At 52.5% G+C, this 16,673-nt stretch carries 13 protein-coding genes and 1 tRNA gene; 2 read left to right on the top strand and 12 right to left on the bottom strand.

What is annotated here, in order from left to right; all coding sequences use genetic code 11:
• Window positions 1–155: 155 nt before the first annotated feature.
• On the bottom strand, window positions 156–1,613 hold the full coding sequence (locus AAC086_RS19455; protein ID WP_339781226.1) for a TrkH family potassium uptake protein: 1,458 nt from the start codon (window positions 1,611–1,613) through the stop codon (window positions 156–158).
• A 10-nt stretch (window positions 1,614–1,623) separates the two neighbouring features.
• Between AAC086_RS19455 and AAC086_RS19450 the strand changes: the two genes are divergently transcribed.
• Entirely contained in the window at window positions 1,624–1,773 is a 150-nt protein-coding gene (locus AAC086_RS19450) for a hypothetical protein (RefSeq protein ID WP_339781225.1), read from the top strand.
• A 138-nt stretch (window positions 1,774–1,911) separates the two neighbouring features.
• Window positions 1,912–2,718, top strand: a complete 807-nt coding sequence (locus AAC086_RS19445; RefSeq protein WP_339781223.1) for a thermonuclease family protein — start codon at window positions 1,912–1,914, stop codon at window positions 2,716–2,718.
• Between the two features lie 37 nt (window positions 2,719–2,755).
• Here the strand turns inward: AAC086_RS19445 and AAC086_RS19440 are convergent, their stop codons facing one another.
• The 11 genes from AAC086_RS19440 to AAC086_RS19390 all read right to left on the bottom strand — a co-directional run bounded on the left by AAC086_RS19440 (window position 2,756) and on the right by AAC086_RS19390 (window position 16,667).
• Window positions 2,756–4,123, bottom strand: coding sequence for a PepSY-associated TM helix domain-containing protein (locus AAC086_RS19440; RefSeq protein WP_339781222.1), 1,368 nt, complete (start codon window positions 4,121–4,123; stop codon window positions 2,756–2,758).
• On the bottom strand, window positions 4,113–6,467 hold the full coding sequence (locus tag AAC086_RS19435) for a TonB-dependent receptor (protein ID WP_339781220.1): 2,355 nt from the start codon (window positions 6,465–6,467) through the stop codon (window positions 4,113–4,115). Before AAC086_RS19435 ends, AAC086_RS19440 begins: the two co-directional genes overlap by 11 nt.
• A 279-nt stretch (window positions 6,468–6,746) precedes the next feature.
• On the bottom strand, window positions 6,747–7,790 hold the full coding sequence (locus AAC086_RS19430; RefSeq protein WP_339781219.1) for a FecR family protein: 1,044 nt from the start codon (window positions 7,788–7,790) through the stop codon (window positions 6,747–6,749).
• Window positions 7,791–7,947: 157 nt separating this feature from the next.
• On the bottom strand, window positions 7,948–8,496 hold the full coding sequence (locus tag AAC086_RS19425; protein WP_339781218.1) for an RNA polymerase sigma factor: 549 nt from the start codon (window positions 8,494–8,496) through the stop codon (window positions 7,948–7,950).
• 188 nt (window positions 8,497–8,684) lie between these two features.
• A tRNA-Gly gene (locus AAC086_RS19420) sits at window positions 8,685–8,758 on the bottom strand.
• An 81-nt stretch (window positions 8,759–8,839) separates the two neighbouring features.
• Window positions 8,840–10,099, bottom strand: coding sequence for a PQQ-dependent sugar dehydrogenase (locus AAC086_RS19415; protein ID WP_339781217.1), 1,260 nt, complete (start codon window positions 10,097–10,099; stop codon window positions 8,840–8,842).
• Window positions 10,100–10,152: 53 nt separating this feature from the next.
• A complete protein-coding gene (gene gpt / locus AAC086_RS19410; RefSeq protein WP_339781215.1) occupies window positions 10,153–10,632 on the bottom strand; it encodes a xanthine phosphoribosyltransferase in 480 nt (159 codons plus the stop codon).
• Between the two features lie 266 nt (window positions 10,633–10,898).
• A complete protein-coding gene (locus AAC086_RS19405) occupies window positions 10,899–12,827 on the bottom strand; it encodes a hypothetical protein (RefSeq protein WP_339781213.1) in 1,929 nt (642 codons plus the stop codon).
• Window positions 12,828–12,921: 94 nt separating this feature from the next.
• On the bottom strand, window positions 12,922–14,394 hold the full coding sequence (locus AAC086_RS19400; protein WP_339781211.1) for a M48 family metalloprotease: 1,473 nt from the start codon (window positions 14,392–14,394) through the stop codon (window positions 12,922–12,924).
• 18 nt (window positions 14,395–14,412) lie between these two features.
• Window positions 14,413–14,871, bottom strand: coding sequence for a hypothetical protein (locus tag AAC086_RS19395; RefSeq protein WP_339781209.1), 459 nt, complete (start codon window positions 14,869–14,871; stop codon window positions 14,413–14,415).
• 179 nt (window positions 14,872–15,050) lie between these two features.
• Window positions 15,051–16,667 carry a tetratricopeptide repeat-containing glycosyltransferase family protein gene (locus AAC086_RS19390; protein ID WP_339781207.1) on the bottom strand — a complete coding sequence of 539 codons (1,617 nt, stop codon included), beginning with the start codon at window positions 16,665–16,667 and terminating at the stop codon, window positions 15,051–15,053.
• Window positions 16,668–16,673: the final 6 nt, after the last annotated feature.

Below are 16,673 nucleotides of genomic sequence, written 5' to 3'. Positions count from 1 at the left end.
AAACGACACGCCAAAAACAAACAAAATGGGTCATATTAAAGGAAAAGTGCTTTAGGCCGATGATGGGGCGAAAACAGGGCAAAGACCTGTTGATCGAGTGTGCGAAGGCCCGATAACGGGCAATAAAACCCAAAGCAGGCATCGTTTTAAGATGATTAATCGCGCCAGAAGGCCGGCATCAGCAAAACCAGCAAGGTTTCAAATTCCAGCCTGCCCAGCACCATGGCAATGTCGAGCACCCATTTCGCGGCATCGGGCAGGCTTTGAAAATTGCCTGCCGGGCCAATAATAGGCCCCATACCGGGACCGACATTGGCAAGGGCGGTGGCAGCTGCGCTCATGGCTGTTACCAGATCCAGCCCGGTAAGGCCCAATGCCACGGTAACGCCGATATAGCTGATGGATAACAGAAAGACAAAGACCGTAACGGCACTATAGATGTCGCTGGTAATTTCGTTACGATCAATATAGCTGACCGTCACCGCACTGGGGCTGCGCAAGCGCAGGAAATGGGCGCGCAAACCGCTAAACACCACATAAAGACGAAACATCTTAAAGCCGCCCGCCGTGGAGCCCGAACAACCGCCGATAAAAGTGGCAAAGAAAAACAGCATCACCGCCACCGGGCCCCATTGCAAATAATCGCCCGAAGCAAAGCCGGTGGTGGTAATAACCGACACCAGATTAAACGATGCCAGGGTAAAGCTGGCCCCTATCCCATCATCGGAAACCTGCATCAGGCGAATGGTCAGCAGCACGACAAAAAAGGCCGACACCAGAAAAAACAGCCGAATTTGCTGATTATCAAACAAAGAGAGGATGCTGCGTTTGCGCACCATCATGGCATAGGCGGTAAAGGGCAGGCCCCCGGCAAACATGAAAATGGTACCCACCCAGTGCAACGGCCAGTTTCCGGAAAATTTGCCAAAAGACTGGTCGGTGGTAGAATAGCCCCCCGTGGCAAGCGTTGTCATGGCGTGGTTGATGGCTTCAAACCAGGTCATGCCAAAAATGCGATACAAAACCATGCAGGTCAGCGACAACATCACGTAAATCACTACGATTTGCAGGCACATATCGCGCATACGCGGGCTGAGTTTTTCCGACCGGTCCGAACTTTCCATCTGAAACAACTGCATCCCGCCGACCCGCATCATCGGCAACAGAGCCAGGGCAGTCACAATAATGCCAATGCCGCCCAGCCACTGCAAAATGGATCGCCACAAAAGCAGGCCCGGCGGCATGGTATCAAGCCCCGATAAAACGGTGGAACCCGTGGTCGTCAGGCCTGAAATGGTTTCAAAAACCGCATCACAAAAACTGATATTCAACGACGAAAACCACAGCGGCAAGGCACCCGTTACGCTGACCGCAATCCAGGAAAACCCGGTCAGGACATAGCCCTGGCGCGCGGTAACCCTTGGCCCGATGTCGGACCGACACGCAAGGCAGGTCATACCGCCCAGGCCAATGCTGGTCATGGATGCCTGGGCAAATATCCGCCAGTCGGGATTACCAAAATACAGATCGACACATGCCGGTATCAGCATGGCCGCACCGATGATGATAACCATCACCCCAACAACAAAAAAGATCGGCTGCAGTCGTAACAAGGCGGCATCCATGCAAGTTTGTACAATCGGCATTAACCCTGCCGGGGCGTTTGGTCCGGGAGACGATCTGAAAGACCCGTTATCGCGTGGGCAGCACCTGCATGACCGTTTTTATGCCATGCACTTTTCCCCGATCCCTGTTTTATCCTATGCTCTATAACCGCAAATCGCTTCTGGTGCATCCCGTTATCGCAATCATGGCGCTAAACTGGCATCTTTTCGCCGTGTTTTCACATCATCAATGTTATGGTCTGTGCCGCAAACCGGCCTGAACAAAAATATAACAAAGAGAACACCCATGACCCTGCGCGCTGCTTTTTTGCAATCGTCCCAGCACTTTTCCCGGCATTTTTTACGCCAACGCCACCTGAAAATACCGGTGATGCTGGCCACCATCGGGCTGATGGCACTGGCAGGTTGGCATGGCACAGCCATGGCGCAAAAAGCAGCCCCGGCCACCCCGCCCGATGTCAGCAATCAAACAGCGTTCAAGGCCGATGGCCACAAGGTCTTTGCGATTGATGGCGATACCATCATGATTGACGGCCATGTTTTTGATATTGCAGGCATTGATGCCCCCGAACTGGGCCAGCAATGCCTGCATGACGATACCCTTCAGGATTGCGGGCTGTCGGCCGGGATGCAGTTGCAAAAATACTTCGTTATGTCGCCGTTTCCCGCCGAATGTGTTTTGGCCGCCGACCAGCGCGATGACGGCAAAAAAGACAGCGGACGTAATGGCAAAAACTGGCCCCGGGTCGAATGTTCGACCGGGGACCGTGATATTGGCTCGGCCATGATCGCCGATGGCGAAGCCCTGCCGATTCCCGGTTTTTCGCTGGATTATGACGACCAGGCCAAACAGGCCGCCAATGCCGGAATTGGCCTTTACGGTGCCAAAATGGTGCCCCCGGCCGACTGGCGGGCAGGGAAACGCCTGGAAGGTGAAAAACAACGCTGCCTGATGGTGGGCGACGGCAAGGGCCATTATATCAGCCCGCTGGACCAACGCTTTGTCAATTACGCCAGCAAAGATGCGCCGGTAACAGTGTGCAGCGACGAAGAAGCCCGCGCAAAGGGACTGGAATATTTGCCGCGCGAATAAAACCATCTGTTTTTAGCAAAATGCCCTGGCGGCCCTTTCATTCCGGTGGCACCTTATTTAACCGATAACAAGACCACAGCCAGATCAGCTTGATACTGAATGTCATCAAAAGCCAGAGACCAACAAAGGCCGTCACCCCGATTGGCAATTCAGCCAGTTGTCTGTGACCGTCGATCTTCGGGCCAATGCGCACCAGATAAACCCACATGATGGGCAAAGAAGCCAACGGCAACAAGGTGAACACGCCTGCCATCATCAATGTACCGCGCCACTTTATGCCAGATTTGCGCGATCTTTGGCGTTTTTTCAGATGCAACCAGGCACCGCTAAGTGCCAAACCTGCCAAGACCAACCCGAATACAAACCATAAAACTTTGGTTACCAAGCCGCCAAATGTGCCAAAATGCAGCGGATCGGCCATGTCCGACCACCGCCAGTAGGCGGACAAATCATCTGCGTGCTGATTAAAAACAACCTCGCCCGTACGCGGATCAAGATAGATTTTGTTTGCGCGATCACGCACCAGAATATCATCGGCCTGCCCGATCACGTAAAAATACCCGCCGCGATTGGGGTAAATCCCGGTAATGTGCATATCTGGTCGTGTTGTTTGTGCGCGAACCAACAAATCATGAAAGGGCAGACGTTGGTCTGGCGGTGTTTGAAGCTTGGGCAAAACATTTACCGCCAACGGAAAGGAATCGACATCGGCAAACTTGCCATCGCCCAGCTTGTAGCGCCCTTCTTCAAACAAATACCAGCCACCGGTCAGGGATATCAGCACAACGAACCACAGGCTCCACAAACCTGCCAGCTTATGCAGACTGCTCCAGAAGCTGACCGATGATTTCCCTGTTCGCAGTTCAAAAAACCGATACCACCAGCGCCGGTAAAACAATAATGCACTGATCATCGCCAGAATGAGCGGCACGGCACATGCTGTTACGATAAATTTTCCGGCCCCATAAAAACCAAAAAGGGCTTCGTGATATTCGCGAAAAAACCGTTCAATGGTAAAAATCGACTGGGTGCCAATCACCTTTAACGTTGCCGGATCAACATGCACGATCCGCCGTTCGCCCTGCACGGTGATCACATCAACGCTTGCCGGGAAAACGGAATAAAGGGGTTCTTGCAGAAATTCGATCCGGGCATTTGGAAAATACTGTTTAACGGCGTCAAAAATACCAGAAAAATCAATATCCCCGCTAAAGGATGCAACCCGTGCTGAAGGCGTAACCAGCCAGTCAAATTCTTGCGAAAGAGCGGCGAAAGCGCCGCTCCAGCAAATGGTAAACAACATCAGACCAAAACAGACACCAATCCAGCTATGCCAGTCAAACCACAAGGGTTTGACTGGCTTGCCTGCCTGCTTCCTGCCATCGCGCGCAGGATCAGAATTCAAACCGGATGCTCCCGAAGAACGTACGTGGTGCCCCCACGCTCACACGATATGTTCCGCCGGAAGCGACATAATATTGTTCGTCCGTCACGTTCTTGACCCCAAGGTCAAAGCGTACCCGGGACTCGTTTCGAACGGGCAAATAATACCACATACCCAAATCCAGAAGCGTATAGTCACCCAGTTCAAAGCTGTGCGCACTGTCGCCGTAACGATTACCAACATGATAAAGCCCGGCCCCGAACCCTAATCCCTTCAAATTGCTTTCGGCTTTTTGAAACTCATAGCTGGCCCAAAGGCTGGTCGTGATGTCTGGTGTATTCGTCGGTGTGTTGCCGTTATTCGCATTCTCGCTAACGATTTCGGCATCCAGCAGCCCAACCCCGGCACGCAAGTTCAATCCCTGAACCGGATTGGCCGTAATAACGGTTTCCGCCCCGCGTGAGCGAATGCCACCGGTCATTTCTGGGGTCCCATTGACCGTCTCGACAACATTTTTCTGGCGAATATCAAAAAGCGCGCCGCTTAATAAAAGACGATCATTCCAGCCCGACCATTTTGCACCAACTTCATATTGCCGACCTTTTTCGGGCGAAAAAACCGCCGTCGTCACGTCACCGGAATAGATATTCTGGGACTGGAAAGTTTCGGCATAAGATGCATAAAGCGACAATTTTTCGACAGGTTTCCAGACCAGGGCCGCAGATTTGGTCAAATGTCCATCGGAATCAGGATCAAAACCGCTGGCTGTATCGGTCAGGCGATCGATCTGGCTATATTCGTTCGCGACAATTTCGTAACGCGCCCCAAGTGTCATGGTGACCGCATCGGTCAGATGAATGTCGCCCTGGGCATAAGGGCCATAGGAAAGCTGCTTGACCTTGGTATAGCGACGCAGGATCGGATTGCTGTCGGTATTGTCAATCAGGGTAAAGGACGACGGGTTTGAGACGGTCCCACCCGTTTGATTGGCCCCGGCAAAGTTGGTCCAGGTTTCATCCTGATGGCGCAATTCAACACCGGAAACCAGATCCACCGGCAGCCCCGCATCAAATTCGCCCCGCAATTGCATCCGGACAAAAGCCGTCGCCAGTTCGCGATCATCGTTTCCCTGAACACGACGCGTCAGAACCCCGGTATTCGAAACATTGACAACTTCGTTGCGAATTTCGTCAACCTGCTCATAGGCATAAAACAGCTTGTTTTCAAACGTCCAGTCATCGTTGAAAACAGGTATCGCACTATCAAGCTCAAAAATGTGGGTAGAAACGTCGCGATTATTCAAGTCTGACTGATCAAACCGGGTATCAACTGATGTGTTGACGATGGTGCGCTGTGTGCCACTTCCCGGAACCGTAATGACACCACGATCAATCGGGCGTTCATCATGGGTATATTCGTAATTGAAGTTAACATTCGCGCCATTGTCGCCTTCCCAATAAAAAGACGACGACAAAAACTGGCGGTCAATATCGGCCTTGCGAAAATTGCGGCTGTTTTCAACCGATGTCGTCAGGCGATACGCAATTGTCTTTTCTTCATTCAGCGGACCGGTAAAATCAGCCTGAACTTCACGCTCACCATATTCATTAAAGTCGGTTGCAATATGGTTTTCAGCAATAAACTGGGGTTTTTTGGTAATGATATTGACCAGCCCCCCTGGCGTCATCTGCCCGATTTCAGCAACCGGCCCCTTCACGATCTGTACGCTATCGACGGTATCAGGATTAACGCGGCCATTGGTTTTCAAACGCACACCGTTACGATAAATATCGTCCCGACGGCGAAACCCTCTGATCAGAAAATCTTCGCGACTGCCACCGTAACCGTCAACATTCACCACATTGGGTGACAATCGATAAACATCTTCCAGTTCACTGGCATGCTGATCTAGCAAAAGCTGTTCGGGAATAACATCAACCGTTCTTGGGATGTCAGTTATATTCTTGGCAATCAGCGTACCCGTCTCGGCGTAACGGCTGTCGTAACGGGACTGGCGGGTGCCAACAACCGTAATTGCGTCCAATTCGACCTGGTCATTAAGGTTCACAGCAACGGGTTTTTCAATCGTAACAGAACGATCCGCGGTATAGCGAAACTGCAAACCCGCCCCATCCAACAAGATGTGTAATCCGTCATTCGCGGCAAACTCGCCTTGCAGCGCGCCCGAGCGATAAGAATAAATCGATTTTTCGGTATAAAGAACCTGAATACCGGTAACTGCCGAAAAGGCCGCAAGCGCCTGCGGCAACGGCTGCGGTGCAATATCGAACGGATATTTTACCTGGCTTGCCTCCGTAATCTGGTTCTGCTTTGCCTCGTTCCCCCGCGCGACGTGACTATTCATAAGTGCCGCAAACGACACCATCAGGCACATGCCTATGCCTGTTTTTGATCTACCCAATGTTCCCAATTCAGGTCCCCAACTCTATATATCATCAAATTGCGAATACGGCGCATTCGCGACATATGAGTAAGACGGGTCAGAAACGATTCCCCCCTAGTCCAGTATCACTTTTTTTAACACGTCTTGTTTGCAACGACGCAAGGGTCGTAAAAATTGCGGCAATCATTTGATTTATAATATTTTTCCCGAAAACATTCGCCAGAATTGCCGCTTTTATCATCAGGCGTCGTCCTGCCAGACAAGAAACACAAGATAATCCGTCACCCGGATCACACGCACCGAAAGCGTATTTTCAATCGCACCGAGAACGCGGTCTATATTGTCGGTTTGAAAGACGCCACTGATATGCAAATCGCGCAAACGACTATTGGCGATAACAATCTTCCCCCGATAATAGCGGTTCAATTCATTCACCACCTCGGAAACGGGGGAATCATAAAAAACCAGTTGATCCTTTTGCCATGCCGTCGTCGCAAACACATCAAACGGATGCACTGCGCCAACACCGTGGCGTGTCAGCCCCGCCTCCATCCCTGGTGCCAACACAGTTGCCGGGAGCTGCGACGCAGCAGTGTCGCGCAATTCCACCTTGCCCTTGACCAGACTGACAAAAACAGCATCTGCCGTTTTGCGCACGTTAAACCGGGTCCCTAAAACCGTAATATTCCCCAGCGCGGTTTCCACCACGAACGGCTTTTGGGCGTTGTGAGCCACATCAAACCACACTTCACCTTCCTGCAACTTCACCAGCCGCTTATCAGCGGAAAAGGCGATTTCCAACCGGCTTTGCACATTCATCATCACCTTGGAACCATCCGGCAGGGTTCGGGTCGTCGGTTGTTGGGCCGTAATATAAAGGTCGGGATTGAAATAGTGTTCGACGTCGTTTTTAAAATAATGCCCCGTCACAACACACAACATGATAACGGCAACAATGGCCACAGCACGCCGCCAGGACCAATGCTTTTGGTGGGCACTTTTTGATTTTCCGGGCTGTGTTGTGGATATGCCTTGCGAAACCTGCATTTGTGCCCGCCAGATCCGCTTAACCGGCAATTCCAGCTTGCCCCACAAAAGCTCAACCTCGCGATAGGCAGTCTGGTGCGCCGATGACTGTTCAAGCCAGCTTTCAAATTCAGCGACAACAGCTTCCGAACGGCCTTGAAACGCAGATGAATCGCGCAGGCGTCCATGCCAAAGAACAGCCTCTTCAAACAGTGCTTCAGAAATATCTGCGGATAAATCCGCATCGCGCTCATTCATCCCAATCTGCCCCAGCCATAATTTTGCGCGACAAAAACCACCCCGCTTTTTGCATCCCTATTAAATGCAAACAACATCGCAACGCCATTCGAGCTGTTTTCACAGTCGCCAATGCTTGGCCAAAGCAGATTTGTGGTGCCATTTCGCGAGTATCTGATCACAGGTTGCGTCTTGCGTCTTGCAGGCAACGCCGACATTCGACCATTGCCCGCGCGATATGATTTTCGACCGTCCTGACCGAAATATCCAACGTTTCGGCAATTTCCGACATTGAAAGTTCCTGACCGCGATACATCAAAAAAACCTGACGACATTTTTGCGGCAGCCTTGTCACCACACCGGAAATCAACGCCAATTCCTGACGGGCCGACACCATCTCTTCGTGGGATGGCACGGCAAGATCGTGCAGGTGCGAGGATGCGTCTGATTCTGTGTTTTGATAATCCGGCGGTTGCGAAAGTTCAACATGCTTGCGAACGGAATGACTGCGATGATGATCAACAACCAGATTACGTGCCATACGATACACGTAAGCACGCGGATTGCCCGGCATCACCACCGTGGTGATACAGGCCCTAATCCAGGTTTCATGAACAATTTCTTCTGCCAAAGGGCGTGACCCGGTGCGACGGACGACAAAGGTCAATAACTCGTCGTAATATTCTTCAACAACTTGCGCCAAACTGGTGAAACGTCGTCTGGTCATATAGACACGCTATGAATCCATTCCTAAAGACCTGCGATTGTCAGAAAAACCGACCGCAAGGAAAAGGCACCATATAGATTGTGATTATCATTCTCAATTAAATTGTGCGAACCGTCGCTCAAACACAAATAACCTGATGCGAATTTCACCCAGGTTTTACGCTTTACCGTATCTGATCAGGAAGCTGCTGGAGCGGGTGAAGGGAATCGAACCCTCGTCGTAAGCTTGGGAAGCTTCTGCTCTACCATTGAGCTACACCCGCTTTGCGGCACGCTTTATAGCCCGGCTGACCGGCCCGTGCAACAAATTCGCGCAAGAAAGGCTGCAAATAATTTTGTTTCGGTCACGAACGCGGTGTTAAACGCCAGATCACCCCGGCATGATCATCCGAAACCAGCACGCTGCCATCCTTGCCGTAAGATTTGATATCGACCGGACGGCCCAGAACCGCGCCATTGCTGCGCAAAAAACCCGCCAAAAACGGGCTGGCCGAAACCGGTTGGCCATCGGTAAATTTCACCCGCACCACTTTATAGCCATCAGGCACCGTGCGATTCCACGATCCATGCAGGGCGACCAGCGCATCGCCATTATAAAAATGCACGCCCAACGGCGCATTATGGGCATTAAAGGTAAAGGCCGGAAAAGTCACCTTGTGGGGGATTATTTCGTTTTTAAAATCGGGCGCACGGGTTTTATTGCCCGCAAACCACGGATAGCCATAAAAGCCCCCGGCCTGAAAGGCGTGATTAAGTTCTTCGCGCGGTACGTCATCGCCAAGGCCATCGCCACCATTATCGGTAAACCACAAATCACCGCTGTCAGGGTGAAAGGTTAGCCCGACGGAATTGCGTATGCCTGAGGCGTAAATTTCAGGTTCGCCGCCCGTAACCGGCAAGGTAATGATGGTCCCTTCCAGGCCCGAAACCTTGCAGATATTACAAGGCGCGCCCACCGCCACAAACAAGGTTTCGCCATCGGGCGACAGGGCGATATAGCGCCAGCCATGGTGGCTTTTATCGGGCAGGCCAGCAAATAAAACCCGGTCCGGCTTGCCCAGTTTTGTGCCTGTAAAACCGGTCATATCAAACGATACCACCCGGTCCTGATCGGCCACAAACAACGTGCCGGGCTTATAGGCGACACCGTTGGCGGAGGTAAAATCCGACGATATCAGCGTAACGGTGCCAGCCGTGCCGCCAGTACCGTCGGTGCCCGCCTTTGCCGGGTCGGCCACAAAATACAGGTTCCGCCCGCGCGTGCCGACAAAAATACCGCCCAAATCAGGCGCAACCGCCATCGAGCGCGCATTGGGCACTTGCGCAAATACTGCAAGGTCAAACCCGTCGGCCACATCCAGCTGCGAGCGGATTTTTTCCAGAATTTCGGATTTATCAGCGGCAAAAGAACGGTCAACAGGCGCAAATACCACCATAACCGCCAGCAACACCAAACCACCATACAGCCGGGGCGCGCCTTTGGGCACAAAGGCCGGGCGCACCACTACACGGGGCGGAACAAAAAAACGCCCGTCTGACCGCAGGGCACGCCAAAGCGTGACAAAACCGGTTAGAAACGGGCGTGTTTTAGGGGCATTAGGCATGATGTTCTCCCTCGGTCGCAGTTGACCTTGGGAAAATCAAAACCCAAGGCAGATTAACGAGCGCGTTCGGAAATCGGTGCGTTAACCGAAAGTTCCATATCCCACGGGAAATAAATCCAGGTGTCCTGGGACACTTCGGTTACAAAGCTGTCAACGACTTCGCGGCCCAGCGGCTTGGCATAGACGGTGGCGAAATGTGCCTTGGGCAGCTTTTCGCGCACAGCTTTGGCGGTTTTACCGGTATCAACCAGATCATCAATGATCAGCATACCTTCGCCATCACCTTGGACGTCTTTCAGCCATTCAATGTCGCCACGGCTTTTGTCAGAATAGCTGCGAACACAAACCGTATCAATCAAACGAATATCAAGTTCGCGTGCAATGATCGCTGCGGGCACAAGACCACCACGGGTAATGGCGACGATGCCCTTGTAAGGGCCTTTTTCCAGCAGGCGCCATGCCAGTGCGCGGGCATCGCGATGCATTTGCTCCCAGGAAACCGGGAATCCCTTGTTGTATGCGGCTTCGCTCACAACGTTTCTCCTGCAAAATCGACAAGGCGCCGGTCCGCACAGACACAGGCAAAACGGTCACCCCAAAAATATCAAGGCGCTTTCCTACGCCTTGTCCGATTGAAACACAAGCCTTCGGACTTGGGGAGAGGCTAATTGACGCGAAATTTTATTGTTCGGGCGATCGCTTTACAAATCGTGCGGGTGATCACGCTGCCAGACGAAATCACACCTGCCCCCACAATTCGCACGCGGTATGCACGAAGATGACAACATCATGCCCCACCCTAAGGCTGCGTGTCCTGCCCGTCATTGTTCACCCCGTCTTCTCTGCCGGGCTGGGAAAACATCGCCCGGATGTAAAACGGATATGTCACACCGGCCAGGCCCAAAATCGACAACCAGTTAGAAGGTGCAATCCGCAGCACCCTAAATTCCAGCCAGAAAGCAATGACAAATACAAAGGCCAAAACGCATATGAATTCAGCGGCTAAAAAAAAGCTGACCGGGAAACGACGCTGGTGCAAGGCACGGGTTATATTGATAAATCCGGCGCGCTGCCTGCGGGGGAAATTACCAATCCACGTGATCAAATCTATAAAATTCCGCCGATAATACGGCACCATACCCGACCACAGCGTGTATATGATCGGGTCTGGTGCCGCGGCTCCGGGCGTTGCATTTAATCGTGTCACAACAGGCGGGTTTGCTCCCCATTTTCGCACCAGCAGCAAAAAGGCCAATCGCAAGAAAAATAACCCCAACATGGTCAATAATTCCAGATTATCCGAAGTCAAAACCCCTGAAATCCAGGCAAAACCAGCCCCCCCGTGTCGAGATGTATCTGACAGATAATCAGACCCGTAATGCAGCAGATTTTCAAGCGCCATGGCATGAACATTGACCCCGGCAATATCATCATCAAGAGTTGGCGGGCGCACCACATCTTGCAAGCCTTGTAAATTGAAACTGTAAAATATGACCCGCCCGCCAAGTTTGCTGATCCAGCTATCCTCGGCATCAGGAGTTGACAGTGCGGCTTCACTCGCAGTCACCACGTCAAAGGGACCACAATGATTGGCAACTGCCTTGTGACCGATAAAACCGGTCCCCAAACGATGTAAAAAACCAACCAAGGATGAAAAGCCTTTTGCATCCCCGTTATCGCAAGTCGATGGAAAATGCTGCGTTTCAATGATGCGACCATCTGCGGCCTTCTTCGTCGAAATTGCTGGGGCAAAACCGTAATAATCAGGCTGACTATCGGGCCAGATCAGCGCCATTGGGCGTTCACGCGCATAATCACGCCACAGGGTAACCGTGTCTTCCTGCAAGGTATTTCCATCATGCGACAGGGATGCCGGATCCTCAAAGCCTCCGTCACAGGTCCATTTTCGACCGAAAAAAGGTGACCTCTCAAAATCTTTCCCCGCCTTGGCTTCGGCCTGGCGACGGCACAAATCAAGATAAAGCTGCAAGGCCGGGGCCGGATAATAATCGCTTGCACGGGTTTGAGGTTTTGCGGGCAAAGTTTGATTGTTATCGGTGTTTTCCCTGCCGGGACGATGCGGAAACAAACTGTAATTCAACCCTCGAATATCGGCGCTGGAACGGGCATCACCCCACCCGGCAACCAGTGTGACCTTGCCCTTTAATCGCGGCAGAATTTCAGGAAACCGGTCATCGGTCAGTTTACCCGCAGCCACATAGACCGGAACGCCAAGTTTTCCATAATTTTCAACGGTTTTTACCAATTCGTCGAGTGTATCATCGCGCAGTACAAACCGGGGCGATTTCACCGCATCATCCTGAAGGGTTACCTCGGTACTGCGCGAATCCTGCAAGGTAAAATCCATGAAAACAGCCAAAGGAAGCGGAACCTTGGGCCGCAACATCGATTTTAAAACATTGCTGTGGATCATAAAAAGCGGCGGCCAGCTGGCATCCAGGTCATACAGCGATTTTTCATCAAACAGCACAATGCCGACATCATCCTTGTTAGGTGCGTCATACAGGGCGGCACCAAACAGACGATTAAACAGCTCGTAGCTATATTCATTCACAGGCCGGGTAAATTCATCGGGTTTAAAAACGATCACCAATGTGGCCAGTAAAAACGTAACAAACGCCCAGTTAAGATAGGCCAGCCCCGGCCCGGCCTTTACCGGCCGAGGTGCTTCTTCCGCCGAAGGATCGCGATTATCAGGTTCAGACATAGGAAATCCGCCCGGAAAATGGCCAAAAGAATAACCGGCCTGTCAGCCTTGGCAGATTGACAGTTCGACAGACCGGTTGCTGATACCGACATGCTTATTGCGATACGGCACACAATTCGCGCTGCTGCGGATACCGCGCAACACAGCCGATCTTAAGCTCGTTGACCCGCCCTTTGTCGCCCTGCGCAGCAATCATCGGGATCAAAAAATGATAGGCCTCGACAGGCCAGTCATAATGGGCTGCGGCAACTTCCATTTGCGTGATCGCCAGTTTCTTTTTACCAATGCTTTGTTGCATTTCGGCCCGTTCCAGCGAAATTTGAAAAGGCAGAACATCGTCGCCATTCTGCCCGGCAATAAGGTCGATATTTTTCAGGGCCAGGCTGTATTTCCCCTGATAGGCGCGCAATTTGGAAAAGGCATAACGGGTATAGGCATGATCCGATGTCTTACCGCCGACCGCCCTGCGGGCCAGACTTTCCAGCTTGCCGACATTGATTTTTTGACCCGGTTCAAATTCCGCCTTTTGCAAGGCCGCAATCACTTTGTGGGCATCAAAGTAATGGTCCAGAACATCGGCATTCTGATCAACCGTTTTCGCATAGACCACATTGTTAATCGGTCGGCGCCGCTCCATCGCATATTCACGCTTCATATACCCAACCAATGCGACCATGCGGTCCTTTGCATCTTCGTGGCGGCTGGAAATCTGTTCCTGAATTTTGCCAATGGCATCGCGGAACTCGCCGGTGAACTTATTCCAAAGCGGGCTGTCCGTTTTTGTTGCCAGCTGGGCATCGAGCTGTTTTTCCAGCTGGTTGCGCGTGGAAAGATGCAGCCGCTCAAAACTGTCGTCATATTTGCCGGAAATCGCCAGAAAACGAAGCGATTCCGACGGATTGTAACCTGCCTTTGTCATCAGATCGAGGCCAAGAAAATCGGCTTCTTTTTCGGCTGACCGGTCCCAAACAGGTAAGAGAACATCGCGCGATATAATATCGCTGCCGTATAACTGAAATGATTTACGAAGCTGGCTGTCGCTGCCCGCGCGCGACACGGCAAAATCCATGGCTGTGACAAGATAGGGCCGCAGGCTGCGCAGCAGGTTTTCTGGCGAATGCTGCAAGGCGACGTGGCTATATTCATGCCCGAGCAAAAATGCCAGCTGGTCTTCGGATTGCAAATATTGAAACGCCGAAAAATGAATATAAATGGCCCCTTCAGGCACGGCCATCGCACCGGGGCTGGCATTTGCCAACAGGTAAACCTTTGCATCGGGTGCCCCCGCCGGGGCCGCCGCAATGATCCGGTCTAACACCGATTGGGCATAGGATTGTAATTGCGGAAAATCAGCAAGACCAACAGAGGATGCCAGCACTTTGATACGGGCTTTTTTTAAACCCTCGGCCTTTTCCAGAGGGGGTGTGGGCAATTTGACCGTTTCAATATATTTGGCATCATCGGGTATCGATGACAGAAAGGGGATCGGTAGACTTGTCTGATTGGTTACACCACACCCGGCCAGCAACAACATGGCGGCTGGCAGCGACCATTTTAAAAACTTCATGATTATGCCCCCCGGCAATTATTTTTCACGACAGGTCGAACGCCCGCCGGCCCCCCGGCCGGTATTGCCCAACGCACGGCTTTGATCGGCATCGCAAAAAACCTGAATCACGCCGTCATAGGCGGTTATCCAGACTTCGTTGCCATCAACCCAATAATCGCGGCTTTCGCCATCCAGCCGAATGTGATGCATCCGGCCTGCCGCCAATTCTGTCTCGATATATTCCACTTCGCCTGGAAATTCGGTCCCGGGAATAGACCTGACCGATTTGCGGGTTTGCCCCGGCGCATCAAACAGTTCCACATCAAGCATGGGTAACTGAACTTCAACCGCAGAACGAACACCGCCCGACGCATGGACCGGCGATGGTGACATGATGAAAATGGACGTCGTCGCACATATGAATGCCGCCCCAAGCAGTCTCTTTAAAGGCAACAGTCCCCTGCCTGGCACCAAATCGCCAATCGTGGTTTTCATACAATCCCCCTGTCTAAAGGTTGCAGCCCCTGGCAACCTGTTTCAATTTTTGCATGAATTTCAAATTATGTGATACTATCCATAAGAAGTGCAAAGCTAAACCAATAGCAAGTATAAGGGGAAATCGCCTATCCGGCTTGCCAAGGCGACCAACACCCGAAGCCCCCCGTTTTGCCCTGTCAGGCTGTGCGCGCTATAACCAGATTATCAAAATCGCGTTTCAGGGCAGCAAAGGGAGCCTCCCAACTGCCTGGTTCCTGCTGGCGATAAATCCGCATGGTCGGATACCAGGGGCTATCGTTGCGATCAACCATCCAGCGCCAGTCGGTGGTGTAGAGCTGCAACATCCATACCGGCAAGCCCAGCGCCCCGGCCAGGTGGGCAGGCGCACTGTCGATGGTAATGATCAAATCCATTTCGGTCATCAGGGCGGCACTATCGCCAAAATCACCAATTCGGTCGCCCAGATCATGGATAAAGGCCGACGCCCCCAGGCGGGCGATATCGGCACGGCGTTCATCAATTTGAAAACTGAAAAAGGCCACACCGGGTGCGCCCATCAAGCCCATGAATTTTTCCAGCGGGCAGGAACGGTCGCGCGGGTTCAGTTTACCAGCCCATACCAGCCCCACTTTTAACGCCACATCCCCGCCAATATTGCCCAGCGCCATCTGTTTGGGCGCACGAATATACGGGCTGACCGATGCCTGGTGCAGTTCGCGAGCGCCGATTCCCATTAAATGCGGCAAGCTTAATAAAGGGGCGTGCAGGTCGAAAGGCGGCGGATTTGTCCCCTTGGCAATCACCTGCCCGACACCGGCCACGGTTTGCATCACGCCCAGCATTTCCTTGCGGCATTCTACAATCACATGGGCAGCCTTTTGCGCCACCAGCGGAATAAAACGGGCAAACTGGATCATATCGCCAAAGCCCTGTTCGGCGCGCAACAGCAGGGTTTTACCGCGCAAATCGGTTTTGCCATCCCATTCAGGCACACCGGGTAGCGGGCGAATGGGGTTATCGGCCAAACGACGACGCACTTCATAGGCTTTCCAGCCCGCGTCATAATGCCCCAGTGCCAACAGGGCCAATGATCGGTCCCACAAGGCTTCGATATAATCGGGGTCGCGCTGCAATGCCTTGTCAAAATAATCAATCGCCTGCGCGAAACGGTTCATATCGCGATAGACCAGCCCGGCATTGAACAGATGCGATTTATCGTCAGGATTGCGGGCAAGGGACTGTTCATGGGCGGCAATGGCATCGTCAAACCGCATCATTTCGCGCAGGCAATTGCCCATATTGGACCATAACCCGGCATTTTCCGGCCGCACCGCCGCCGACCGACGATAGGCAACCAGGGCCGCATCAAACTGTTTGCGCCGACGCAGGGCGACACCAAGATTATTTAAAATATCGGCCTGATCGGGACGGGCGCGCAATATCGCCCCATAAAGCGTGATGGCTTCGTCGAGCTTGCCCGCCTGATGGGCGGCAACGGCGCGCGAAAAAAGGTTGTCCCCCGGCACACCACTGCGGTGAACCGTCAATTTGCGCTGTTGGCTCGGCATATCGGCGTTGGTCCCTTTATGATCTGGCGATTGTGCGCGCACCGACAAAACCGGCGCGGGTGATTCCTGTGTGACGGCGGGCGATGGCGAAACCGGCATTCTGGCGACAGGCAATGTTGGGCGCGCGCTTGCGGCACCTGTCGATGCAGCGCTTGCCGCGCCCCCCGCCGATGACGTCGCTGGTCGGCTTTGTCGCTTTCGGATCTGTGATTTCGATTTTGCCATACCATC

The sequence above is a fragment of the uncultured Thalassospira sp. genome (genome assembly GCF_963976115.1).
Lineage (GTDB): Bacteria > Pseudomonadota > Alphaproteobacteria > Rhodospirillales > Thalassospiraceae > Thalassospira.
This window is presented reverse-complemented; position numbering and strand designations above follow the sequence as displayed.